The sequence below is a fragment of the Marinobacter halophilus genome, assembly GCF_003007685.1.
Lineage (GTDB): Bacteria > Pseudomonadota > Gammaproteobacteria > Pseudomonadales > Oleiphilaceae > Marinobacter > Marinobacter halophilus.
The window spans coordinates 495,012-519,698 of the sequence record NZ_PXNN01000003.1 but is presented as its reverse complement, the minus strand read 5'-3'; the positions used below and the strand labels follow the sequence as shown (position 1 = coordinate 519,698).

The 24,687-nt window shown below is 57.7% G+C and carries 25 protein-coding genes; 15 read left to right on the top strand and 10 right to left on the bottom strand.

The annotated features are described in order from the left end of the window. Positions 1–171: 171 nt before the first annotated feature. Genes metX through C7H08_RS02360 form a run of 6 tightly spaced genes read left to right on the top strand, consistent with a single transcriptional unit; the run spans position 172 to position 4,665 of the window. Positions 172–1,320 (top strand): homoserine O-succinyltransferase MetX, encoded by a 1,149-nt coding sequence (gene metX, locus C7H08_RS02385; protein WP_106670143.1) that lies wholly within the window; start codon positions 172–174, stop codon positions 1,318–1,320. Next, positions 1,317–1,922: a methionine biosynthesis protein MetW gene (metW, locus tag C7H08_RS02380; RefSeq protein WP_106670142.1), complete on the top strand. Its 606-nt coding sequence runs from the start codon at positions 1,317–1,319 to the stop codon at positions 1,920–1,922. Before metX ends, metW begins: the two co-directional genes overlap by 4 nt. Further along, positions 1,919–2,365 (top strand): DUF4426 domain-containing protein, encoded by a 447-nt coding sequence (locus C7H08_RS02375; protein WP_106670141.1) that lies wholly within the window; start codon positions 1,919–1,921, stop codon positions 2,363–2,365. The genes metW and C7H08_RS02375 overlap by 4 nt, the downstream gene beginning before the upstream one ends. A gap of 4 nt (positions 2,366–2,369) precedes the next feature. Then, entirely contained in the window at positions 2,370–2,969 is a 600-nt protein-coding gene (gene rdgB / locus C7H08_RS02370) for an RdgB/HAM1 family non-canonical purine NTP pyrophosphatase (RefSeq protein WP_106670255.1), read from the top strand. After that, positions 2,966–4,114 carry a radical SAM family heme chaperone HemW gene (gene hemW / locus C7H08_RS02365; RefSeq protein WP_106670140.1) on the top strand — a complete coding sequence of 383 codons (1,149 nt, stop codon included), beginning with the start codon at positions 2,966–2,968 and terminating at the stop codon, positions 4,112–4,114. The genes rdgB and hemW overlap by 4 nt, the downstream gene beginning before the upstream one ends. 53 nt (positions 4,115–4,167) lie before the next feature. Further along, positions 4,168–4,665, top strand: a complete 498-nt coding sequence (locus C7H08_RS02360) for a hypothetical protein (protein WP_227663228.1) — start codon at positions 4,168–4,170, stop codon at positions 4,663–4,665. A gap of 21 nt (positions 4,666–4,686) precedes the next feature. On the opposite strand, the gene trmB is transcribed toward C7H08_RS02360, so the two are convergent. From trmB to C7H08_RS02345, 3 genes are all read right to left on the bottom strand, one after another. Beyond that, a complete protein-coding gene (gene trmB / locus C7H08_RS02355) occupies positions 4,687–5,412 on the bottom strand; it encodes a tRNA (guanosine(46)-N7)-methyltransferase TrmB (protein WP_106670138.1) in 726 nt (241 codons plus the stop codon). Positions 5,413–5,484: 72 nt separating this feature from the next. Next, positions 5,485–7,017 (bottom strand): YifB family Mg chelatase-like AAA ATPase, encoded by a 1,533-nt coding sequence (locus C7H08_RS02350; protein ID WP_106670137.1) that lies wholly within the window; start codon positions 7,015–7,017, stop codon positions 5,485–5,487. A 72-nt stretch (positions 7,018–7,089) separates the two neighbouring features. Beyond that, positions 7,090–7,341, bottom strand: a complete 252-nt coding sequence (locus C7H08_RS02345) for an accessory factor UbiK family protein (RefSeq protein WP_106670136.1) — start codon at positions 7,339–7,341, stop codon at positions 7,090–7,092. Positions 7,342–7,726: 385 nt separating this feature from the next. Here C7H08_RS02345 and glnK point away from each other — a divergent pair, with 385 nt between their 5' ends. Both glnK and C7H08_RS02335 read left to right on the top strand, forming a co-directional pair. Then, positions 7,727–8,065 (top strand): P-II family nitrogen regulator, encoded by a 339-nt coding sequence (glnK, locus tag C7H08_RS02340; RefSeq protein ID WP_004578958.1) that lies wholly within the window; start codon positions 7,727–7,729, stop codon positions 8,063–8,065. Between the two features lie 71 nt (positions 8,066–8,136). Next, a complete protein-coding gene (locus C7H08_RS02335) occupies positions 8,137–9,381 on the top strand; it encodes an ammonium transporter (RefSeq protein ID WP_106670135.1) in 1,245 nt (414 codons plus the stop codon). Positions 9,382–9,470: 89 nt separating this feature from the next. Here C7H08_RS02335 and speE read toward each other — a convergent pair whose 3' ends face one another. Beyond that, positions 9,471–10,352 (bottom strand): polyamine aminopropyltransferase, encoded by an 882-nt coding sequence (gene speE, locus C7H08_RS02330; protein WP_106670134.1) that lies wholly within the window; start codon positions 10,350–10,352, stop codon positions 9,471–9,473. Positions 10,353–10,491: 139 nt separating this feature from the next. On the opposite strand from speE, the gene speA reads away from it, so the two are divergent. Then, complete coding sequence (gene speA / locus C7H08_RS02325; protein WP_106670133.1) at positions 10,492–12,402, top strand: biosynthetic arginine decarboxylase; 1,911 nt, start codon at positions 10,492–10,494, stop codon at positions 12,400–12,402. Between the two features lie 3 nt (positions 12,403–12,405). On the opposite strand, the gene C7H08_RS02320 is transcribed toward speA, so the two are convergent. Continuing rightward, a complete protein-coding gene (locus tag C7H08_RS02320) occupies positions 12,406–13,452 on the bottom strand; it encodes an AraC family transcriptional regulator (protein ID WP_106670132.1) in 1,047 nt (348 codons plus the stop codon). A 231-nt stretch (positions 13,453–13,683) separates the two neighbouring features. On the opposite strand from C7H08_RS02320, the gene C7H08_RS02315 reads away from it, so the two are divergent. Then, complete coding sequence (locus C7H08_RS02315; RefSeq protein ID WP_106670131.1) at positions 13,684–14,283, top strand: sigma-70 family RNA polymerase sigma factor; 600 nt, start codon at positions 13,684–13,686, stop codon at positions 14,281–14,283. Next, positions 14,280–14,918, top strand: coding sequence for a ChrR family anti-sigma-E factor (locus C7H08_RS02310; RefSeq protein ID WP_106670130.1), 639 nt, complete (start codon positions 14,280–14,282; stop codon positions 14,916–14,918). The genes C7H08_RS02315 and C7H08_RS02310 overlap by 4 nt, the downstream gene beginning before the upstream one ends. A 54-nt stretch (positions 14,919–14,972) precedes the next feature. On the opposite strand, the gene C7H08_RS02305 is transcribed toward C7H08_RS02310, so the two are convergent. Beyond that, positions 14,973–15,710, bottom strand: a complete 738-nt coding sequence (locus C7H08_RS02305; RefSeq protein ID WP_106670254.1) for an SDR family NAD(P)-dependent oxidoreductase — start codon at positions 15,708–15,710, stop codon at positions 14,973–14,975. A gap of 190 nt (positions 15,711–15,900) precedes the next feature. On the opposite strand from C7H08_RS02305, the gene C7H08_RS02300 reads away from it, so the two are divergent. Beyond that, the gene (locus C7H08_RS02300; protein WP_106670129.1) at positions 15,901–17,676 is read left to right on the top strand and encodes an acyl-CoA dehydrogenase C-terminal domain-containing protein; all 1,776 of its coding nucleotides are present in this window, start codon (positions 15,901–15,903) and stop codon (positions 17,674–17,676) included. Positions 17,677–17,922: 246 nt separating this feature from the next. Beyond that, a complete protein-coding gene (tcdA, locus tag C7H08_RS02295) occupies positions 17,923–18,720 on the top strand; it encodes a tRNA cyclic N6-threonylcarbamoyladenosine(37) synthase TcdA (RefSeq protein ID WP_106670128.1) in 798 nt (265 codons plus the stop codon). Here tcdA and C7H08_RS02290 read toward each other — a convergent pair. The 4 genes from C7H08_RS02290 to C7H08_RS02275 all read right to left on the bottom strand — a co-directional run bounded on the left by C7H08_RS02290 (position 18,717) and on the right by C7H08_RS02275 (position 22,224). Further along, complete coding sequence (locus C7H08_RS02290; protein WP_106670127.1) at positions 18,717–19,697, bottom strand: NADP-dependent oxidoreductase; 981 nt, start codon at positions 19,695–19,697, stop codon at positions 18,717–18,719. The two genes, tcdA and C7H08_RS02290, sit on opposite strands and share 4 nt — an antisense overlap. Before the next feature lie 78 nt (positions 19,698–19,775). Next, on the bottom strand, positions 19,776–20,246 hold the full coding sequence (locus C7H08_RS02285) for an acyl-CoA thioesterase (protein ID WP_106670126.1): 471 nt from the start codon (positions 20,244–20,246) through the stop codon (positions 19,776–19,778). Beyond that, positions 20,243–21,328, bottom strand: coding sequence for an SMP-30/gluconolactonase/LRE family protein (locus tag C7H08_RS02280; RefSeq protein ID WP_106670253.1), 1,086 nt, complete (start codon positions 21,326–21,328; stop codon positions 20,243–20,245). Before C7H08_RS02280 ends, C7H08_RS02285 begins: the two co-directional genes overlap by 4 nt. A 104-nt stretch (positions 21,329–21,432) precedes the next feature. Then, positions 21,433–22,224 (bottom strand): alpha/beta fold hydrolase, encoded by a 792-nt coding sequence (locus C7H08_RS02275; protein ID WP_106670125.1) that lies wholly within the window; start codon positions 22,222–22,224, stop codon positions 21,433–21,435. Between the two features lie 267 nt (positions 22,225–22,491). Between C7H08_RS02275 and cls the strand changes: the two genes are divergently transcribed. Together cls and C7H08_RS02265 are read left to right on the top strand one after the other, a co-directional pair. After that, the gene (gene cls / locus C7H08_RS02270) at positions 22,492–23,928 is read left to right on the top strand and encodes a cardiolipin synthase (RefSeq protein WP_106670124.1); all 1,437 of its coding nucleotides are present in this window, start codon (positions 22,492–22,494) and stop codon (positions 23,926–23,928) included. Positions 23,929–24,006: 78 nt separating this feature from the next. After that, positions 24,007–24,669, top strand: coding sequence for a GntR family transcriptional regulator (locus tag C7H08_RS02265; RefSeq protein ID WP_106670123.1), 663 nt, complete (start codon positions 24,007–24,009; stop codon positions 24,667–24,669). Positions 24,670–24,687: the final 18 nt, after the last annotated feature.

Sequence of the window (24,687 nt, the reverse complement as noted above, 5' to 3'; positions counted from 1 at the left end):
CGTCCGGGGCCTGGGCGACCTTCGCCCAGGCCCCGAAAACCTGCGTCACCAACACACACCGGTTGCAGCAACCCCCACCCCCCTTTAAACTGCAACGTTGTCGCGAACTTCCGCACAACTCATGGCCTGTGGCCAGACACTTGTGGACCGGACCAGGAACTCATCACACCCATGCCTGATTCCCTGCCCTCGGATTCCGTAGGCCTTGTTAGCCCTCAAACCATCCCTTTTGATGAGCCTATAGCGCTGGCCTGCGGCCAGACCCTGGAACGTTTCGATCTGGTGGTGGAAACCTATGGCACCCTTAATCCGGATGCCAGCAATGCAATTCTGATCTGCCATGCTCTGAGCGGCCACCACCATGCGGCCGGTTATCGCACCATGGAAGAACGCAAACCAGGCTGGTGGGACAGCTGCATCGGCCCCGGCAAGCCCATCGACACCAGTCGTTTTTTTGTGGTCAGCCTGAACAACCTCGGCGGCTGCCATGGCAGCACCGGGCCCAGCTCGATCAATCCGGCCACCGGCAAACCTTATGGCCCGGAATTCCCGGTCATTACCGTGGCAGACTGGGTTAAAAGTCAGGCCCGGTTAGCTGACCATCTCGGTATCGAGCAATGGGCGGCCGTGGTTGGCGGTTCACTGGGGGGCATGCAAGCCCTGCAATGGAGCCTGGACTACCCGGAGCGCCTACGGCACGCGCTGATCATCGCCTCCACACCCAGGCTCAGCGCTCAAAACATCGCCTTCAACGAAGTGGCACGCCAGGCCATTACGTCTGACCGGGAGTTTCATGACGGCCGGTACCAGGATTTCGAAACTCTCCCACGCCGGGGCTTGATGCTGGCAAGAATGGTCGGACATATCACTTACCTATCCGACGCCTCCATGGGTGAAAAGTTTGGCCGGGAATTGCGCGAAGAGGCCTACAAGTTCGGTTTTGATGCGGAATTTCAGGTGGAAAGTTACCTGCGTTATCAGGGCGAGCGGTTCTCTGAGAGTTTTGATGCCAACACGTATCTGCTGATGACCCGCGCCCTGGATTATTTCGACCCGGCGTATGCCGCCGGCGGAGATCTGGCCAAGGCGCTAGCGCCCGCGCAATGTGAATTTCTGGTACTGTCATTCAGTACAGACTGGCGATTCACCCCCGCCCGCTCCGAAGAAATGGTAAACGCCATGATTCAGGCTCGCAAAAAAGTCAGTTACGCGGAAATCGATGCGCCCTGGGGCCACGATGCGTTTTTGATACCGACCCCCCGCTATACCGATATCTTTACTGCCTATCTGGACCGGGTTGCACGGGAGGTAGGCGCATGAGACCCGATCTTGAAATTATTCAGCAGTGGGTACAACCGGGTGATCACGTTCTGGACCTGGGCTGTGGCAATGGCACTTTGCTTGATTTTCTGCAAAGGGAACGCGGGGCGACCGGCTTCGGCCTTGAGATCAACCCGGACCACATCACCACCTGCATGGGCCGCGGTGTGAGCGTCATCGAACAGAACCTGGACACCCAGGGCCTGGTAAACTTTGATGACGGTATGTTCGACGTGGTGCTGATGACCCAGGCTCTGCAAGCGGTTCGCCGCCCGGACAAGGTCATTGAAGAAATGCTGCGGGTTGGTCGTGAAGGCATTGTCACTTTCCCCAATTTTGCTCACTGGCGGCTACGTTGGGGATTAACGCTCAGCGGTCGTATGCCCGAATCAGAGGCACTGCCGTATAAATGGTACAACACCCCAAATATCCGGTTGTGCACCTTCAAGGATTTTGAGGCGTTGTGCCGGCAAAAAGGCATTCGGATCAAAAGCCGGCGAGTCGTCGACGGCCAGCACCAGAACAGCTGGCTGGCACGACTGTGGCCCAACCTGTTGGGCGAAATTGCCATCTATCGAATCACACGGGAGAACGCAAAATGATCACTCGTTCCATAACACAACTGCTGACTCTGGTCCTCGGCCTCTTCATGTTGACTCAGGCTCAGGCCGGTCAAACGGATTTCGGTAAATATCAGGTGCATTGGAGTGTCTTTCCCAGCACCTTTCTGGACCCTCAAGTCGCCAAAGACAACAATCTCCAGCGCAGTCGGAGTATTGGCATTATCAACATTTCAATTATGACTGAAGGAGAACACGGCCAGATTCGCCCTGTGGGCGGTCAGGTTGAGGGCCAGGTATCCAACGATATCCAGCAGGTAAATTTCCTGGCGTTCCGGCGCATTCAGGAAGGCGACGCGGTCTATTTCATTGCCCAGTACCAGTATCGCACTGGCGACCTGATGACATTCAACCTCAAGGCCCGACCGGCAGGCCATAATCAGGATCTGCAAGTCCGCTTTTCACACACCCTGTTCAATGACTGACGCCATGAAACAGACTCTCGTCATCGCCAGCAACAATAAGGGCAAGATTGCTGAGCTCAGCGACTTGCTCAGCCCGCTGGGCCTGCAACCGGTGGCCCAGGGTGAACTGGGCGTCAGCGAGGCAGAAGAGCCCGCGGTCACCTTTGTCGAAAATGCCATTCTGAAGGCCCGTCACGCCGCCAGAACAACGGGATTGCCGGCATTGGCCGACGACAGCGGGCTGGCGGTCGATGCCCTGAATGGCCAACCAGGGGTGCGCTCGGCCCGTTATGCCGGCGACAACGCCACCGATGGCGACAATGTTCAGGCTCTGCTCGCCGCCATGCAGCAGGTACCCGAAGACCAGCGCAGTGCCCAGTTCCACTGTGTCCTGGTTTACTTGCGACACGCCGAAGACCCGACACCGATCATTTGTCATGGTCGCTGGCCCGGGCAAATTCTGACCAGCCCACGGGGTGACGGTGGCTTCGGCTATGATCCGGTGTTTCTGTCACCGGAACACCATTGCAGTGCCGCCGAGCTGACCCGCCAGCAAAAAGGCAAGATCAGTCACCGAGGCCGGGCGCTGGCCAGCTTGCTGGCGCAACTTCGGGCGGAGACGTGACATCTACTGCCCCTGTGGCGGTGTCCCCGCCACTGAGCCTTTACCTCCACGTACCCTGGTGCGTGCGCAAGTGCCCCTACTGTGACTTCAATTCCCACGCGATTCAGGGTGACATCCCGGAAGACGCCTATCTGAAGGCCATCCTGGAAGATCTCGATCACGATCTCAGTTTTGTTCGTGAGCGCCCAATCAAAAGTGTCTTTGTGGGCGGCGGCACCCCCTCGCTGATGAGTGGAGGGTTTTACCACAAGCTTTTTGAACAACTGCGCCAGCGCCTGGCCTTTTCAGCAGACGCTGAAATCACTCTGGAGGCCAATCCGGGCGCCCTGGAAGCCGGCCGTTTCGAACGTTTTCGTGAGGCGGGTATCAACCGGCTGTCGATCGGGGTACAGAGTTTTCAACCCGAGCAGCTGACTGCGCTGGGCCGTATTCACGACCAGACCATGGCGCATCAGGCCATCGAAACCGCCCGGTCGGCCGGGTTCGATAACTTCAACATCGATCTGATGCATGGCCTGCCCGGCCAGACTCCGGAACAGGCCTTGACGGACCTGCGCGAGGCCCTCGCCCACCAGCCAGCCCACCTGTCCTGGTACCAGTTAACCATCGAGCCCAACACCGAGTTTTTCTCGCGGCCGCCGGAGTTGCCGGATGACGACCGGCTCTGGGACATCTATCAGCAGGGTGGCAACTTGCTGCGCGCCTCGGGATTTAACGACTACGAAGTGTCAGCCTGGAGCCTGCCCGGCTCGGAAAGCCGTCACAATCTCAACTACTGGATGTTTGGAGATTATCTGGCGCTGGGCGCCGGCGGCCATGGCAAAGTCAGCCTGGCGGACGGTCGCATCCGGCGTTACTGGAAAACCCGGCAGCCGGAGGCGTACCTGAATCGCATCGGCTCCCGAACGGCCGGCAGCGAAGACATCGAGCCAGAAGAACGGCCACTGGAATTCATGATGAACGCCTTAAGGCTGAAACGGGGCACCACGGAAGCTATGTACCTTGATCGTACAGGTTTACCCTTGTCGTCAGTTGCGGTACAACTTCAACAGTTGCGTAACAAACACCTGCTAACCCCCCATCGCATCCAGGCGACGGAGCAGGGTCAGCGTTATCTGAACAGTTTGCTGGAACATTTTCTCTGATGGACTCAGCTCAGCACTCTCCGGCACCCCGGCCCCGTGCCATGCGACTGCCAATGAAAATTTCAATCGCGGTAGCAGTGGCGCTGTTTCTGGTGTTGATGGCGTTAAACCAACCCCTGAAAACAAGTTCCGCGCCTCAGGGTATGGTCAGTTTTCAGCTGGCTGGTACTGCCGAGCAATCTTATGCGATTATCCGTAGCTGGCGGGAAGGCGGGCTGCTTTGGGCACAGCTCTCGCTCTGGGTAGACTTCCTGTTTATTGTGGCCTATCTGGCCGCCTTGTTGCAGTTGACCAGACACCTCACCCGCGACCGGCCAGGCATTCGGGAGCGAATGGTGGCTCGCTGGGTGCGCCTGCTGTTCGTGATCGCTGGCGTGAGTGACATTGCAGAAAACATTGTACTGCTGAACAACCTGGCTCCGCCCACCGATTCCATGAGCATGACCGCCACCATACTGGCGCTGATCAAGATTACCGGGCTTGTGCTGGGCGTGGCGGGGCTGGTGATCATCCGGGCTGCCCGGCGGCACTCGCTCAGTCATTCATCCTGAACGAGTGCCCGGACAAGAGCTTCAATTGGTGCGATAGAACAACAGATCCCAAACGCCGTGCCCCAGGTTTTCCCCACGTTTCTCAAACTTGGTAATCGGGCGTTCCGCCGGCCGCGGTGAGAAGCCACCTTGCTCCTGAACGTTGGCAAAACCTTCAGAGTCCGCCATCACCTCCATCATGTATTCAGCGTAGTTTTCCCAATCGGTCGCCAGGTGCAGAATGCCGCCCACCCGCAATTTATGACGAATTCGCTGTACAAATTCATGCTGAACCAGGCGCCGCTTATGATGCTTCTTTTTGTGCCATGGGTCCGGAAAGAACACCATCACCCGGTCCAGGCTGGCATCTGGCAGGCACAGGTCAATCACGTCGTTGGCATCGATGCTGTAGACACGAACGTTTTCTAATCCCCGGTCTTCCACTTCTTTCAGCAGGGCACCCACACCGGGCAAATGCACTTCAACACCGATGAAGTCCTGTTCCGGGGCCGCTTCGGCCATGTCCGCCAGCGATTTGCCCATGCCAAAACCGATTTCAAGATTGAGCATGTTGTCCCGGCCAAATACTTGCCTGGGGTCGATCATGCCGTTTTCCCGGCTCAGGCCATACTTGGGCCAACTACGCTCATAGGCTTTTTTTTGACCTTCGGTCATCCGGCCCTGGCGCAACACAAAACTGCGCACACCACGACGGGTTGTGACCGGGTTTTCTCCGGAGGAGTCCTGGGGCTCATTCTGGTCAGTCATCTGTCGTCCTCAACCGTCACTGCGGATTTGATTATCGGGAAGTTACCGATCAGTTTACCAGAGTCCGCCGGCTCAGGAGGAGACAACCGAATTGTGCCCATGCTGGCGATCCAGTTGCCGATAGCCCAGCGCCTCGACCAGATGGTTCCGGGTAAGCACCGACTGGCCGTCAAGGTCCGCCAGTGTGCGCGCAACCCGCAAAATCCGGTGCAGAGCCCGGGCCGACAGACCCAGCTTTTCCATCGCGCTGGCCAACAACCGTTCGCTGTCAGCATCGAGATGGCAGGCGTTATCAAGCGCTCGTCCCGCCAGGCTGGCATTCAGCACACCTCGCTCCGCCTGCATGGTTCTGGCCTGAAGGACCCGCTCCCGCACCCTGGCACTGGCCTCACCGGCTTCGCCAGCGCCCAATAATACCGCGCCTGACTGCACGGGCACTTCGACGTGCAGATCAAAACGATCCAGCAAAGGCCCGGAGATTTTTGATCGGTAACGCATGATTTGCGGTGGCGTGCACTGACACTCGATGGTCGGATGGCCGCTGTAGCCACAGGGGCAAGGATTCATCGCGGCAACTACCTGGAAGCGGGCCGGAAAGGTGACTTGCCGGGCCGCACGGCTGATGGCGATCTCGCCGGTTTCCATGGGCTCGCGCAACACTTCCAGCACCCGACGTTCAAATTCCGGCAGTTCATCCAGGAACAACACGCCCCGATGCGCCAGGGAGATTTCACCAGGCCGGGGACTGCTGCCACCGCCGACCAGCGCCACCGCCGAGGCCGTATGGTGCGGCGCCCGGAACGGCGGCCGGCGCCAGCCGCCGGACTTGAGCGGCAGCCCGGCAACGGAGTGAATACTGGCCACTTCCATGGCGGAGGTGTCGTCCAATGCCGGCAAAATACCGGGCAACCGGCTGGCCAGCATGCTTTTACCGGTGCCCGGCGGACCGAAAAAAAGCAGGTTGTGAGCTCCCGCAGCGGCCACTTCCAGCGCCCGACGGGGCACTTGCTGGCCGCGAACGTCAGCCAGGTCCGCAGTATCGGCAGCCGGATCTGCGTCGGCGGCCGAATCCGCCCGCACCAGCGGCACCAATCGGGCCCGACCCGCCAGGTGCTCACACACCGTCAGAATATGACTTGCCGCCAGCACATCACCGTTACTGGCCAGGGCAGCTTCTTCGGCGTTATCTTGCGGCAGCAACAGCGAGCGACCCGCTTGCCGTGCCGCCAATACCGCTGGCAGCACGCCTTTCAAAGGGCGCAAAGCACCATCAAGGGATAGCTCACCGATGAACTCAAGATCTTTGAGGCTTTCGCCCGGAATCTGGCCAGAGGCGGCCAGAATGCCAAGAGCAATCGGCAGGTCAAAACGGCCGCCTTCTTTGGGTAAATCGGCAGGGGCAAGATTGATGGTAATTCGACGGGCAGGGAACTCGAAGCCGGCATTCAGCAGAGCACTGCGAACCCGGTCCTTGCTTTCGCGCACGCCGGTTTCGGGCAAGCCAACAATTGAAAGCGCTGGCAGGCCACCGGACAAGTGCACTTCAACAGTCACTACCGGGGCAGACACGCCAACACTGGCGCGGGAGTGGACAACAGCAAGCATGACAACCTTCCTTGGCAACGCGTTTTTTCAAAAGTCAGTGAGCGCATCCTGCGCTACGACCCGGTCAGCAGGTCACGACTGACGTTGTTGTTCCAACTCGGCAACACGCTTTTCAAGCGCCTCGACCTTTTCGCGGGTTTTCATCAATACCGCCTGCTGGGCATCGAACTCTTCACGGGTAACCAGTTCAAGTTTCGACATCACCGACATGACGGTCGCTCTGGCCTGGGTTTCAAAATCATCCCGGGCGGCCCGCGCCATGTCGGGAACAAACTGGCCAAACTGCCCCTGCAACTGAGCCAGAAAATCCTGTGGACCTTTCATGCGACACCTCTGTAAAAGTCAGTTTACCGGCGTTATCAGACCATTGGCCATGCCGCTAACGATAGTTACGGGAGTGTATCACACCGCAGCCCCTGCCATACTGTACCCGATCGGCATTATAATGAGGGTCGCCAGATGTCCGGGCCATGCTCTGTTTTGAGACAATACCGGGCGCAGCGCCTCATTATGGTGCAGCATATTGCGCCATTCTGGCGCGAGCAATATATAACAGACTGTTTTTAGTGGTTTTTTTTGCGTTGGCACACCCGATGCTATAGCCCTCGTACGCAATCCGCACAATTGATGTGCGAGAAGGCAGCATCCCGAACTCAACAACTGGCCGGCGGGCCCCCACTGTTGGGACGGCTTTACCAAGGAGAAAGCAATGAAACTTGTGACAGCGATCATCAAGCCTTTCAAATTGGATGATGTCCGTGAGGCACTATCCGAGATTGGCGTACAAGGCGTAACCGTCACTGAAGTTAAAGGCTTCGGACGGCAAAAAGGCCACACAGAACTGTACCGTGGCGCGGAATACGTGGTGGATTTCCTGCCCAAGGTCAAGGTGGAAGTAGCCATCGGTGACAACTTGCTGGACCAGGTCATCGAATCCATCACCAAGGCGGCCAATACCGGAAAGATCGGTGACGGCAAAATCTTTGTGACTGAACTGGAACAGGCCATCCGTATCCGGACGGGCGAGACCGGCGAAGAAGCAGTCTGACACCAGACTGACACGGCAAATAGCCAACGCAAAAACTTATAAACTGAAGAGCCTTGTGCGGAGGTCCTCCGATGGAAAGCACTGTCTTTGAGATACAGTTTGCATTAGATACGTTTTACTTCCTCGTTTGTGGCGCATTGGTCATGTGGATGGCCGCTGGCTTTGCCATGCTCGAATCCGGCCTTGTTCGCGCCAAAAACACCACTGAAATTCTGACCAAAAACGTTGCCCTGTACGCCGTTGCCTGCACCATGTACATGGTCTGCGGCTACGCCATCATGTACGAAGGTGGCATCTTCCTCAGCGGTATCACTGATATCGGCGTCGAAGAAGGTTTCACCTATGAGGCAGCATCAACTTACGCCCCATCCGCTGACTTCTTCTTCCAGGTGGTGTTCGTGGCCACGGCCATGTCCATCGTATCCGGTGCCGTCGCAGAGCGTATGAAACTGTGGGCATTCCTGCTGTTCGCGGTGGTGATGACCGGTTTCATCTACCCGATGGAAGGCGCATGGACCTGGGGCGGCGTCGCTGTCTTCGGCATGTACAATCTCGGCGACCTTGGCTTCAGTGACTTTGCCGGCTCCGGTATCGTTCACATGGCCGGTGCGTCGGCCGCCTTGGCCGGTGTCCTTTTGCTGGGTGCCCGTAAAGGCAAATACGGCCCGAACGGTGAGATCCGCGCCATTCCGGGTGCCAACCTGCCGCTGGCCACACTGGGCACGTTCATTCTGTGGATGGGCTGGTTCGGCTTCAACGGTGGCTCGGTGCTGGCGACAGCTTCAGCAGAGTCTGCCAACGACGTTGCTATCGTGTTCATGAACACCAACGCTGCAGCCGCAGGTGGCGGCCTGGCCGCCCTGATCCTTGCCCGCCTAATGTTCGGCAAAGCGGATCTGACCATGCTGCTGAACGGCGCTCTGGCCGGTCTGGTGACCATCACTGCCGGTCCGGACACACCAACTCCGCTGCTGGCGACCATCTTCGGTGCGTTTGGCGGTCTGCTGGTGGTGGTAAGCATCGTAACCCTGGACAAGCTGCGCATTGACGACCCCGTCGGTGCCATCTCCGTTCACGGCGTGTGCGGCTTGCTTGGCCTGCTGCTGGTGCCGATCACCAACGGCGACGCCAGCTTCAGTGGCCAGATCATCGGCGCGCTGACCATCTTCGTATGGGTATTTGTGACCAGCCTGATCGTCTGGAGCATCCTGAAGGCCGTCATTGGCATCCGGGTCGCCGAGGAAGACGAGTACGAAGGTGTCGACCTGTCCGAGTGTGGTATGGAAGCCTATCCGGAGTTTGTTGCCGGCAAGTAAGTTCCTGGCATTACGATAAAGAAAAAGGGGTGCCGTAACCGGCACCCCTTTTTTATGCTGAATCATGCTGAATCGCTGACAGTCAGGGGCTAACCCTCTTGCGGACGCACCTCATCTTCCAGCGTATCCAGCATAAACTGGGGCATTGCCAAGGCACCGTGATGAATGCCGCGATTGTAATACCGGGTGACAAACGGGCGATCGCTGGCGTCTTCTTCGCGGAAATACTTCAGCGGGTTTTCTTTGCTGCCCATGGTGCAGCTCCACCAGCCGGTAGGATAGACCGGCTGCGGGAACGGCAGGGTCTGGACGTGGCCAAAACCGGCCTTGCGCATGTCGTGATGAATATCCTTGATGATGGTATTGGTGTGTAACAGCGGCGATTCGCTCTGCTGCACAATAATGCCGCCCTCTTTCAGGGCAGCCAGCGCATCCCGATAGAAATCCAGGGCAAACAAACCTTCGGCCGGGCCGACCGGATCAGTGCTGTCGATGATGATCAGGTCAATGCTGTCCGGCTCGATCTCCCGCATCCACTGGATGCCGTCACCAAAGAAGAAGTTGGCACGAGGATCGTCGTTGGCTTCGCACAGTTCCGGGAAATACTTTTCGGACATACGAGTTACCCGCTCGTCGATTTCTACCTGCCAGGCTTCTTCGACGCTCGGGTGTTTGAGCACTTCTTTAAGCGTACCGCAATCGCCGCCGCCGACAATGACCACCTTTTTTGGATCTTTGTGGGTGAACAGGGCCGGGTGGGTCATCATCTCGTGATACAGGAAGTTATCGCGGGCGGTCAGCATCACGCAGCCGTCCAGTACCATCAGGTTGCCGAAGGTTTCGGTGTCATAGATTTCGAGCTTCTGGAACGGGGTCTGCTCCTCGTGAAGCTTGCCCTTTACCTGCAGCGAAAAGGCTGTGCCCTGATCCTGGAATACCTCGGTAAACCAGCCTTCGTTCAATGCTGTCATGTCTGTCTCCCACTGTGTGCCGCTGCTACGTGCCCGGACATCTTGAAAGGGGCGTATTGTAGGGGCACCGGTCAACTCCTACAATGCAGCCTGTAAACGGCCCGCTGGCCGCCCCAGGTTTCCTGACAGGATAGCAATAATGGCTGAAACCACCGCATCACCTGCCCACAAGGTATACAACATCGCCCAATGGAGTGACGGCTATATTGCAGTCAATGGCCAGGGCGAAGTGGAGATTTGCCCGGACCGGGGCCGCACCGCGGCGCGCATCAACCTGCCAGGCCTGACCCGCTCGCTGACCGACGCCGGCATCGCCCTGCCTGTGCTGATCCGCTTTACTGACATTCTGCATGATCGGGTCAACAAGCTGTGCGGGGCGTTTAACAAGGTTACCCGCGAACAGGGCTATCAGGGCCGGTACACCGCGGTCTATCCGATCAAGGTAAACCAGCAGCGCCGGGTAGTCGAGGAGCTGATGGCCGCCGAACCGGCCTCCTCTGCCGGCCAGGTCGGGCTGGAAGCCGGCAGCAAACCAGAACTGATGGCGGTGCTGGCACTCGCCCATCAGCCTGGCTCAGTCATTGTATGCAACGGCTACAAAGACCGTGAATACATCCGCCTGGCCCTGATCGGTCAGAAGCTGGGACACCAGGTGTTCATCGTGGTAGAGAAACAGTCCGAGCTGCCACTGATTCTGGAAGAGGCCAAACGTCTGGGCGTATCACCCCTGATTGGCGTGAGGGCGCGGCTGGCGACCATCGGCAAAGGCAACTGGCAGAACACCGGCGGAGAGAAATCCAAATTCGGCCTGTCGGCCAGCCAGGTGCTTGATGTCATCGACACCCTGAAGCAGGCGGATGCGCTCGACACCCTGCAACTTCTGCATTTCCACCTGGGCTCACAGATTGCCAATATCCGGGACATCCAGACCGGCCTGCGCGAGTGTGCCCGCTTCTATACCGAGTTACGACAACTGGGCGCGCCCATTGGTACCGTGGATATTGGCGGTGGCCTGGGGGTGGACTATGAGGGCACCCGGTCTCGCAGCAGTTGTTCGATGAATTACAGCGTCTTTGAATACGCCTACAACGTGGTGCATGTGCTGCAGGCGGAATGCGACCGACAGGGCATTCCACACCCGGATCTCATCAGCGAATCCGGCCGGGCACTGACTGCGCACCATTCGGTGCTGGTGACCAATGTGATCGATCAGGAAGCACCGGATCACCGAGAGCCCGTGGCACCGGCCAAAAACGCGCCAGCGCCTTTGGAGGATCTGTGGCGGGATCTGGAAAGCCTGCAGGATGAACACTCACCTCGCTCGCTCGCCGAAATCTACCACGACGTCCTGCATGCCATGGCCGACGTGCACGCACAATTTGCCCATGGCTTGCTGTCGCTGCTGGAACGAGCCCAGGCAGAGACACTCTACACCTGCTGTTGCCGATTGCTGCGGGATCAGCTGGACAGCGCCAACCGGGCCCATCGGGAGATCATCGACGAGCTCAATGAAAAGCTGGCTGAAAAGCTGTTCGTGAATTTTTCACTGTTTCAGTCGCTGCCCGACGTCTGGGGCATCGACCAGATCTTCCCGGTGATGCCGATCAACGGCCTGAACCGGCCGCTGAACCGGCGGGCAGTGATTCAGGACATCACCTGTGATTCCGATGGTCGCATTGATCAATATGTCGACGGCCAGGGCATTGAAACCACTCTGCCGTTGCCAACAGATGTACCCGGGGAGCCCTTGCTGATGGGTTTTTTCATGACCGGCGCCTATCAGGAGATACTGGGCGACATGCACAACCTGTTCGGAGACACCCATTCGGTGGATGTCCGCATGAACGCACAGGGGAAGTATGACATCGGCACACCCATCACCGGCGACACCGTAGCCAAGGTACTGCGTTACGTAAATTTTGAGCCTGATAACCTGCTGACCGCTTACCGGGACAAATTCGCTGCCAGCAATCTGGATGCCGAAACACAGACGCAGTTGATGGAGGAACTCAGGGCCGGCCTGGAAGGCTACACTTACCTCGAAGAGTAACGATCAGTCGGGCCAGTCCTGTTGCAATCGACGCCAGGCGGAGGGTGAAATGCCCTCCCACTTGCGAAAAGCCCGAGCAAAATTGGACGGGTCACTATAGCCCAGATGCTCGGCGATTTCGTCAATCGCCATAAGGTTGTTACGTCTGAGCAGCTTAAGCGCGCGCCGGTGACGAACGGCTTCCTGCAGGGCCTGGAAGCGCCCCCCCTCGGCCGCCAGCTGGCGCCTCAGCGTCCGGTCAGACACATGCAACTGTCCGGCCACATCATCAAGGCTCAACAAACGGCCATCACGAACCGACTCCAAGAGCCGGACTACCCGCTCGGTGACTGAAGAGGAGGCGTCCATCTGCCGCAACTCTTCCTCACACTGCGCTTCGGCCACCCGGCGGGCCACCGGGTTGGACAGCGACATCGGCAAATCCAGCAGGTGCTTGCGGAATCTGAGCTGATTCACCTCGTTGTCGAAGCTGACGATATCGCCAAACACCTGCCGGTATGCCTCAACGGTTTCCGGGCTCGGGTAATCCACCAGGCAGCGCCCGCCGTCCAGCAACCGTTGACCAAACAGCAGGGCGTTCACATCCATCATCGACGCCAGCACCACTTCAATGTTGAACCGGTGCAGATCTTCAGTGTCATGGTGAATGTCGAGCTGGATCACCGCCTCGTCACCCTCAATAAAAAAAGACAGCGACATATAGGCAAAGCGGATGCGGAAATATTTGATCAAAATCCGCAGCGCCTGCTTCAAGGTGTCACAACTGATGGCCGCCTGCGATAAAGCGCCATGAGCGGTGAACTTGAGCCGTTTGCCGAATTCCAGCCCCAGCCCAGGATCACCGCAGCGCGCCAGGGCCTGCCGACACAATTCGGTGAACTGATCGAGCGTGATGAAATTGTCCGGATGACCAAGCTGGGCGTCACGAATACCGGCCGCCTTGATCAATTCATGGCGACCCACACCCCGCTCTCCCGCCAAACGGCACAGGATTTCTGCGTAATGGGCCCGTGTTACAGGCAAAGTGCCACCGGTAAGCATTGCGGTCATGGTCTGGAGTGGATGTCGTTATTGTTCCATTCAGACTAGCGCCTGCCCGACAATCCGGCAATTACTCCGCTGACAGAATTTCCGCGACGGCGGGGTCAGAAACAATTCCTGTTATGGCAATCCGGTTATTGCAAAAGCGCGTACATAACTCAACTGACAAATCTGCGGCGAGTGCATAGAATGATGATGACCATAAAAAGTTCAAATCATGCGACTGTCAAGGAGCGCCCGGTGACTACGCTGGAGCAGCAAAAATCAAGGCCAGAGGGCCGGAAAGATCCCTGGGGTCCTTTGCTGGAAAAAGTAGGCAAAACCCAGGACAGAGTGGCTTATCATTCTTTGTTCGAGCACTTTGCGCCGCAGATCAAGTACTACGCGATCTCCAACGGCATGGCGAACCATGCCGAAGAGCTGGTGCAAGAGGTATTCATTTCGATCTGGCGTCGCTCCTGCCTGTACGACTGGCGTAAAGCAGCTGCTTCGACCTGGATATTCACCATTGCTCGCAACCAGCGCATCGATATGCTTCGTAAGATGCAGCGCAGCAGCGCCGAAATGGCCATCGAGACAGAAGATCTGTGGCAGATCCCCGGTGATAGCGAAGACGAGCCTGTGGCATCACTGCACCGGCTGATGTCCGAGCGCAGGATCCGGGAGTCTCTGAGTTTGCTGCCAGAAGAGCAGATTACGGTCATCGCCAAGGTTTATATGGAGCACAAATCCCACCAGATGGTGGCTGATGAACTCCAGATTCCCTTGGGAACGGTCAAGAGCCGGGTGCGCCTGGCTCTGAACAAACTGAAAGTGATTTTGCAGGATCAGAACGTATGACACGGCATCATCCCGACAGCCTCAGCTTGATGGATTACAGCGCGGGCAACTTGAGCGAGCCTCATGCCCTGTGTATCCGCCTACACCTGGACCAGTGCTCCCATTGCCGAAGCAGGGTCGAAACCCTCGAAAGCCTGGGAGCGGTTATGATGGATCAGCAGCCTAAGGTGACAGTATCCGATACAAGTTTTGATCAACTGCTTGCGCGGATTGATTCGGCTCCCGCAGAGCCAGCCCCTGTTGCCAAGACGCTACGACTGAGTCCGTTACAAAAGCTCTTGGGTGACGACATCAATGAGCTTCCCTGGAAACGACAGCTGGGCGATGTCAGCATTCTTGATATCACCGAAAAATTTCCAGGCCAGCGCGAACGAGTGGTACTTCAGAAACTGGTCGCCGGGGGCAAAGCCCCTGCTCATACCCACCGGGGCAATGAAACCACCATCGTGTTGCAGGGTGCCTTTGCAGACCAGAAAGGCGTTTTCAATCAGTGGGACTTTGTGGTGCTGAATGAACAGGACGAGCACAAACCGGTTGCGGTTGGTTGTGAAGACTGCATAACGTTGTCGGTACTCAGTGCCCCCTTGAAGCTGACCGGCACCTTTACCCGAATGCTGAATCCGTTTATTCGCTGACCATTGGTAACGCGGCAGGTCAATCACCTGCCGCATTCTGTCGCCCGGCCATGCTCACCAAGGCAGATCCTTGCCATCCCAACTGATAAAGCGACCATTGTCATTCTCTGACAATAAGCCAATTACCTTGAACAGGTTATCGGCTGTTTCAGAGGGATTGTGTACTTTCAGATTTGCCAGCGACTGACTGAATGGCTTACTTAGCGCCGAACGGGTGGTACCGGGGTGAAGCGCCACACAGGCGATGGGGGCATAGCGCCGGGGCAACTCAACCGACAGATTTTTCACCATCATGTTCAGCGCCGCCTTGGAACAGCGGTAGGCGTACCAGCCCCCCAGCCGGTTATCGCTGATCGACCCAACCTTGGCAGACACCGCCACAATCCGTTTAAGCTGCTTTCCCCTCAGGGCACCGGCCAGAGACTGGACCAACATGCCAAAACCAATGCAGTTGACCTGAAAGGCGCGCGCCAGGTTGTCCGCGCTCAGCTCATCCAGACGTTTTTCCGGAAACATAGTTTCGTCGTGCAGCAACCCGGCCGCATAGATCAGATCCTCTAAACCGCCATAGGCTTGCAGCAACGCGATCATATCGGACTCGGCCAACATCTGCCCCGGCGCGCCGGCGTCCCACGCTCGCAAATGCACCCTCGGGTCTTGTTGCAGGACTTCCGGAGCCTGCTCCGGATGCCGACACAGTCCGATCAGTGACTGCTCCGGCCAGGCCTGCAGGTAGCGCTCCGCCAAAGCGCTGCCAATAGCACCCGAGATACCCGCGATTATCGTCGCCATGCTCTGCCCCCAATTCATCAATGAATTCCATACTGGTGATACGAAAAATCAATCCATTCAGCCTGCTCCTCGGAAAACCAAACTCTTCAAACGCCCGTATGAATAACTGGCTTTAGTTTGCACACCGACAGTTGCAAAGCAGAAACCATACGGCAGCTCATGCCGAACCAGATATAACAGGAGAGTGACCATGCAATACCAGGCGCCCGCGAACGACCTTCGCTTTTTGCTGTTTGACGTATTGGGAGCAGACAAGCTGCACGAACTGGAAAAATACGCCGACGCCACGCCCGATTTGATATCGGCCGTTATCGACGAAGCCGGCAAGCTGGCCGCTGAAGTGATCCAGCCCACCAACCAGGTCGGTGACCGTCAGGGCTGCACTTACGATCCAGAAACCAAAAACGTAAAAACCCCGGACGGCTTCAAAGAAGCCTACAAAAAGTTTGTGGAAGGTGGCTGGACGGCACTGGATGCGCCCATCGAATTTGGTGGCCAAGGTCTGCCGCACACACTGAAATTTGTAGTCGACGAGATGGTGTGTTCCACCAACCTGTCACTGGGCATGTATCCGGGCCTGACCCACGGTGCCATCAGCGCCCTGTTTGAGCACGGCTCCGAAGAGCTGAAGCAAACCTACCTGGAAAAACTGATCTCCGGTGAATGGACCGGCACCATGTGCCTGACCGAACCCCAGTGCGGCACCGATCTGGGTCTGATCCGAACCAAAGCCACGCCCAACGATGATGGCAGCTACGCCATTGAGGGCACCAAGATCTGGATCACTGGCGGTGAGCACGATCTGGTCGACAACATCGTGCATCTGGTACTGGCCAAGCTGCCAGGCGCTCCAGACACCACCAAAGGCATTTCCCTGTTCGTGGTACCCAAGGTACTGCCGGACTCCGGAGAGCGTAACCCGGCCTTCTGCGGCGGCCTGGAACACAAGATGGGCATCAAAGGCTCCGCTACCTGTGTAATGAACTTTGAAGGTGCCAAAGGCTGGCTGGTGGGCGAGCCCAACGACGGTATGCGCGCTATGTTCACCATGATGAATGAAGCTCGCCTGATGGTCGGTATGCAAGGTCTTGGCCTGGCCGAAATGGCCTACCAGGAAAGCCTTGCCTTCGCCAAAGAGCGCCTGCAAAGTCGATCTTTGAGTGGCCCCAAGAACCCGAATGGCCCGGCTGACCCGATCATCGTGCACCCGGACGTACGTCGGATGCTGATGCGCCAAAAGGTACTGAACGAAGGTATGCGGGCCATGGCTTTGTTTACCGGCCATCAACTTGACCTGTCAGTGGCTCACGGCGACGAGAGCGTGCGCGAGAACGCTGATGACCTGGTGCAGCTGCTGACACCGGTAGTGAAAGCCTTCCTGACCGACGAAGGCTATAACAACGCCAACTGGGGCCAGCAGGTGCTGGGCGGCTCCGGCTTTACCCAGGACTGGCCGCTGGAGCAGCTGGTGCGGGATGGTCGGATCGCCCGCATTTACGAAGGCACCAACGGTATTCAGGCGATGGACCTGGTCGGCCGCAAATTGTCTCTGAAAGGCGGCCAGCTGGTTCGTGCCCTGTTTACCGAGCTGACCGGCTTCCTGAAAGACAACCCGGATGCCCCTTATCGGGAAGAGCTCAAGGGTGCCATCAAGAGCCTTGAACAGGCCACAATGTGGCTGGCGCAGAATGCTCCGAAAGATCCGGAACAGGCCGGAGCCGCCGCATCGCCCTACCTGCGGGTAATGGCACTGACTGTTATCGGCTACCTGTGGTCGCGCATGGCCGCTGTCGCCAGCCGGCAGTTGGACGCCGGCGAAGGTAACAAGCCGCTGCTAGAAAGCAAAGTAGCGTCAGCTCGTTACTACTTTGAAAAGCTGCTGCCGGAAGTGGACTGGCTGGTCAAAGACATTCAGTCAGGCAAAGACAGCCTAATGGCGATGAACGACGAGCATTGGGTGGCTTAAACGGCAACACCACCGGTCAGGCCAAAAATTCTGACCGGAAATGACCGACGATTGGCAAGTTCTGACCTTCACCAAAACAGGTCAGGACTTGATAATGATCACGTTGATTAGTGTCTCTGAACTAGTCCAGCCCGCCTCTTAACGAGTTGGGTACCTTCTTGAAGCCACGCTTTTGCGTGGCTTTTTTTATGGTTCCGGCGGGGACAGGTTACAATGGCGGCTTTGGTTCACCCAACCGGAGGCTGAATGACCGCCGACGATTACGGATTCCGATTTGGAGGTATTGAAAGGCTGTATGGCCGCCGCGCCCTGACAGCGTTTCGACATTCCCACATTGCCATTGTCGGCTTGGGCGGCGTCGGCTCCTGGGCAGCTGAAGCGCTGGCCCGCAGCGGCATTGGTACGCTTACCCTGATCGACATGGACGACATCTGTGTGTCGAATACCAACCGGCAACTGCATGCCCTGACCGGTCAATACGGGCGTACCAAAACCGACGCCATGGCGGACCGGCTGCGCGCCATCAATCCTCACGCCGACATCCGAGTGCATTTTGGATTTCTGACCACCAGCAATGCTCAGGAATTGATTACCGGCGACCTGACCGGGGTGATCGATGCTATCGACAGCATTAAGGCCAAAGCGGCGCTGATTGCCCACTGCCGGCGCCGTAAGATCCCGATCGTCTGTTCTGGCGGTGCCGGCGGGCAGATGGATCCGACCCAGATTCAGGTGGCAGATCTGAGCAAAACTACCCAGGACCCGCTACTGGCAAAGGTGCGCAACCTGCTGCGCAGGGAGTATGGCTTTTCGCGGAATCCAAAGCGGCGCTTTGGCATTGAAGCAGTATATTCACTGGAGCAGCTGACCTACCCCGCACCCGATGGCGAGGTCTGCCTGCAGAAGCCTGCCACCGAGGGCCCGGTAAGGCTGGACTGCGCCTCAGGTTTCGGTGCAGCCAGCCCGGTGACTGCCAGTTTCGGTTTGTTTGCTGCCTCTCGCCTGCTCAATCGCATTGCCCGCAACGCCAGCCTGCCGGACTAACGGCAGTCGAGTACCAGTTTGCCCCTGACATGCCCTGCCTCCAGCAGGTTGTGGGCATCGCTCACCTGATCGAGGGGGAAGAGCCGGTCAACGTGAACCTTGACGTCGCCGTCTTCGATCAGTTCAGCGATCTCATCCAGATGAAAGGCATCGGGCCTTGATCGCATGCCATGAGCCCGCAACCCCATCGCCTCTGCCGCGCTGACCACTTCGTCTGCGGTGTTGGTGGGAACTGTCACCAGCACACCGGATTCGGCCAGTGTGTGTAGTGCCCGTTTACCAGTGTCACCACCGACCAGGTCCAGTACTACGTCCAGACCATAACACTCATCGGTAATGTCCGTGGTGTGGTAGTCAATCACCTCATGCACACCCAGTCCCGCCAGGAAATCCCGGTTGTGGGCTGACGCCGTGGCAATCACATGAGCGCCACGCTCAAGAGCAAACTGCACAGCGAAGTGGCCGACACCGCCAGCGCCGGCGAGAATGAGAATTTTCTGGCCGGCTTCCAGCCTGGCAACCTCAAACAGTGCCTGCCACGCTGTCAAAGCGGCCAGCGGCACCCCGGCAGCTGTCGTCAGATCCAGCTCTTCGGGCACAATAGCCAGATCTTCAACGTTGGCGACGGCATATTCAGCGTAAGCCCCGCCAGCAACCGGAAAACCGATCATCCCCATCACCCGGTCGCCGGGCGCCAGCGTAGTAACACCGTCTGCCACGGCAACCACCTCGCCGGCGGCGTCGTAGCCAGGCGTCCAGGGCAAACTGTGCTCTATCTGGGTCGCCACAAAGCCAAGCCCCAGCCGGGTTTTCCAGTCGATGGGATTGAGGCCGGCACCGTGTACCCGGATCAACACCTCGCCTTCGGCCGGCACCGGCAACGGCGATTCGGTCACTCTCAGCACATCACGCTCGCCAAAACGATCGTAAACCACGTGGCGCATGGTGCCGGATTCGGTCAGATCAGATGATTCCATGGGGGTCTCCAGACAACGTTTGAACGGCGCCGTTCCCGGCCTCAGCTCTCAGACTAACAGAATTCTGCCGGCTCAGCCTCAGCCGTTCAGGTCTCGACCGCCAGCTACCAGCGCACCGGACAGAATATCGGCAAAGGCCTTTGGGGCGCGGGAAGGCCGCTGGGATTTCATATCCACACAAGCGTGAGTCGACAGTGCCCGCAGCAGGATTTTGCCGTCCGCTGGCCGAATAAGCTGGAACTGCCGAGCGGAGCGGAAGCGGCCATCCCAGTCGGTCAGCCAGGTGCCCAGCACCAGTTCGTCGCCCGCATTGGCAGACGCCAGGTAATCCAGCTCGGTACGGGTAATGGCCATGGCCTTACCGGTTTCTTCATGCACCGCCCAGGTCATGCCCAGACTGTCGATGTGGGCCCAGCTTACTTCTTCCAGCCAGCGCACGTACACCACATTGTTGGCGTGGCCAAGCCGGTCGGTGTCTTCCGGGCGCACGATGATGGTCATGGTGAAAGGGTCCGGTAGATCCCAGTTCAGCGACTGAGCGTCCGTCATGGTTGTCCTCCCAAGCCGGGAATGGCCTGCAAAGATAGCCGGCCGATGCGATCGTTGTGAAGCGAGCCAAAGTACAGAGTGCCCTCATGCGGATTGACCGAGGTGATCTCCTGCAAATGAGTGCCACGGGTATCCTGCAGACTGATCAGCATGCGCCCGCTGGCGTCAAACGCCACCACCAGACCGTAATCCTGGGGTTGTGGCTTCAGGCTGTCCGGTAACTTGGCCACCAGATTCTTCAGCCAAGGCTTACGATGCATGCTGTCAACCCGGGCGTTGCGGAGCGTCGGGAAGGCGACCCAATAGCGACCTTCACCATCGACCGCAAGGTTGTCGGGGAAGCCCGGCAGATTATCGGCAAATACTTCAGCCTGGCCCGCTTTGGGGCCCGCTATCCAATATTTTAGAATACGGTACTTCCAGGTCTCGTTTACCAGCACATAATTCCCGGCAGGGGATACCGCCACGCCATTGGCAAAGTGCAGATTACCCAGTAATTCCTCGGTTCTACGCGTACGGGGGTCATACCGGAGCAGGCGCCCGTGTGGTCGCATTTCCAGCAGATCGAGCAGGTAATCCGGTTGATTAAAGCGGGAACTGGCATCGGTGAAATAAATGCGCCCGTCCGGCGCAATATCGACGTCGTCGGTAAAACGGAACAGGGTACCGCCAGCTTCCCGGGCCAAAACCGTGATAACACCTTCAGGATTGATCGACAACAAACCTCTCCAGGCATCGGCGACAATCAGGTTGCCCTCGCCGTTAAACACCATACCTAACGGACGGCCCTCGGTATCCAGCCAATTTTCGACCCTGCCATCGGGAAACACCCGCACGATCTTGCCGTCTTGAGTACCGGTATAGAGCACACCCTGAGCATCGACTGCTGTGTCCTCCGGCCCGTAAACCTGATCTCTGGCTAAAAGATCTGCCAGCCGCAGGCGCTCATTGGGGGCCAGCACACCGGTCAGCGCTGGTGGCGAGGGCGCTTGCCATGCTTTGCTGTCTATGGGCGAGGGTGTCAGCAGAAAACTGCCCAGCAGCAGAAAGACGACCAACAGGCCGATCAACAACCATTTCATCATGAGCGCCCGATCCATTGATGATTCTTTGCCCGAAGGCGATGCCAAAACACCCTAACCTTAGCAGACATTGCCGGGTGCCTGGCAACGCCACGACCGGCGTGCTACAACGTCAGAAATTTACGGCACAAGGTCGCAAAGGTGTCGGCCTTTTCGGCGTGCAACCAATGGCCGGTTCCCTGAATGATTTTCAGCTCGGCGGCGGGAAACATCTGACGGATGGTTTCCTGATGCTTCTCCTGAATGTAGGCAGAATCAGCACCTTTGATGAACAATACCGGCCCTTCGTAGGGCCCCTTACCCTCGGGCGCGGCCGCGAGCTTCTGATAGCAGGCCTCAATCACCGGCAGATTCAGGCGCCAGCGAAAGGTCTGGTCCGGGTCGGTTATCTGATCAGCGGGAATGCGCTCCAGGTTTTTTAGCAGAAACTGCCGGACACCGGGGATATCAACAAACTTCGCCAGTTGCGTGTCGGCTTCCTGGCGAGTTGTTATTCCTTTCAGGTCCAGGCTTTTCATGCCGTCCAACACTGCATCATGCCGGGCTTTGTAGGTGACCGGAGCGATGTCTGCCACGACGATGGCTTTGACTCGCTCCGGGTAGCTCAGAGCGACCTGCATCGCCACTTTGCCGCCCATGGAGTGACCCAGAATGGCGGCCTGGTGGAGCCCTCGGGCATCCATGTAGGCAATCACATCGGCGGCCATGGCCGGATAATCCATATCGTCGGTATGCGGGGAGCTGCCATGGTTGCGCTGATCCAGCGCGTGAACTTGCCAGCCATCTTCCAGACGACGGGCAACGCCACCGAGGTTGTCCAGAGACCCGAACAGCCCATGCAGCAGAATCAGAGGGGCTCCCTTTCCGGAAATACGGTCATTCAGTTCAACGGTCATACGCTGGCAGCCTCCGGTTATGCAGTTAGACCAGATACACTAACACCGCCAGCACATGGGGCAAGGGGAAATTAAAACGAGGTGTTTGAGAGCGAATAGTCTCGATCTCGCGATGGGGCACCAAGATGTCTCCTTCTGTATCACACCTTTGCTTATGGCTACTTCAACCTGATGGTGACCATGCTATCGTTGAGCCCGGGCCCAGCCAACACGCTGGATCACTATGGCACCTGCCCGTTTTCGGGCCAATCAATAGAGGCGAGGCCAATGACCACAGACAGCTTGTCGCTGTTCGCCATTCCACTGGCCATCCTTTATCTGGTCGCGCTGGCCTGTATTTACCGGATTCTGCTCAGCTACCGAACCGCCCAGGGCGCCATTGCCTGGATCATCGCCCTGATTGGCCTGCCTTATCTGGCGGTTCCACTGTTCCTGTTTTTTGGCCGCAGTCGCTTCGGCGGTTATGTCAAAGCCCGTCGCATGGGTGACCGCGCCCTGACCAGTCTGCTTGATCAATTCGAGCAACAGACCACCTCGATTTCCAACCCCGGCCATGAACACTTCAGTGATGAGTTGCAGGTACTGTGCAAGCTGAGCCGACAACCCTTTACCAGTGGCAATCATTGCACCCTGCTGCGGGACGGAGAAGCTACCTTTGAGGCCCTGTTCGAGGCCATGGAAGACGCCTCTCATTACATTCTTATGGAGTTCTATATCGTTCGCTCTGATCGAATCGGCCAGCTCATCAAGGCAATTCTGGAGCGCAAACTCGCCCAGGGTGTGCAAGTGTGGTTCCTGTATGACGACATCGGCAGTGTCATGTTGTCGCGCCGGTGGCTGAGGGAGCTGTCTGCCGCGGGTGCTCACGTAGCCTCCTTCGGCAAAGGTAACGTGCGCCGCCGGAGATTCCAGATCAACTTTCGCAACCACCGCAAGCTGCTGGTGTGTGATGGCCGGGTGGGATTTGTCGGGGGCATCAATCTGGGTGACGAATACCTGGGCACGGTGATCGACCAGGAACCCTGGCGCGACACCCATTGCCGGGTTGAGGGACCGGCGGCAACGGGCCTGCAGCTGGCATGGCTGGAAGACTGGCACTGGGCCAGCAACATCCGTCCGGAGCTTGACTGGCACCCGAACAATATTGATCACGGCGACCAGCAAGTACTGGTTCTGGCCACCGGCCCGGCGGATACCTGGGAAACCTGCACGCTGTTCTTTCTCAACAGCATCAATAATGCCCGCACCCGGATTTGGATTGCCTCGCCCTATTTTGTGCCGGATTTTCAGATCATGAACGCCCTGCAACTGGCGGCCCTGAGAGGTGTCGATGTGCGCATTCTGATTCCTGAAAAATCCGACAGCCAATTGATACGCCTGGCCGCTTACTCCTACCTGGTGCAGGCCAGTCAGGCGGGCATCGGAATTTACCGCTACCAGCGCGGGTTTATGCATCAGAAAGTGGTGCTGGTGGATGATCGCTACGCAGCCGTCAGTACTGCCAACCTGGATAACCGGTCAATGCGCCTGAATTTCGAGATATCTATCATCAACACCAGCCCGGATTTCATTGGTTCCGTCGATATCATGCTCAAAGACGACCTGAAACACTGCCAGCGCATGACTGAAAGCGATTACCAGGATCGATCGATCCTGTTCCGGCTCAGTTGCCGTGCCGTGCGCCTGCTGGCACCGATGCTCTAGCTGATACTCTGGCTCACCCCATAACATTGTGCGACCATGATCGCTCCCGATGTTTCACCTGCTGTAAACAGACAACCCATGAACGCATTCAAACCCAGAGAAACTCTGACCGAACAGGTCGCCCGCCACATTGAAAACCTGATTGCCTTCGAGCAGCTGAGATCCGGTGAACGTATTTACGAAAGCGCCATGGCCAAAGAAATGGACGTCAGCCATGGCTCAATCCGGGAGGCCCTGCTGCTCCTGGAAAAGAGGCATCTGGTGCAGAATGTACCCCGGAAAGGTGCTTTTGTAACGCCGCTGGATGCGTTTTTTGTTCGTAGCCTGTACGAGACCCTGGAGTTGTACCTGACCCATACCGGGCGCAAGCTGGTGCGGCAATGGCAGCCGGAAGATATGGAGCGCCTGGTGTTTCTGCACCAGAAAATGCAGAGCTGTTATCAGAACAATGATTTGATGGCGTTCCTTGAGCTGGGCATCGAATACACCAAAGCGTCTTTGGTGTATGCGGACAACTACTTTATTGATTCGGCAATTGATGACCTCTGGCCATCAGCCAAGCGCTGCGCGTTCGTGGCCTTCCGTCAGGGGGGTGCCCGGGTACTGGAAGACAATCTGGTGCACATGGAAGAATCCATCCGCGCTATCCGCAACCGGGATGAACTCGCGCTGGCCGACATTCTGCACCGGTATGCGATTCAGCAATGTGAACAGGTGCTTGCCGCCATCAACACCGGCTGAAACCCAACCTGCCAGGCG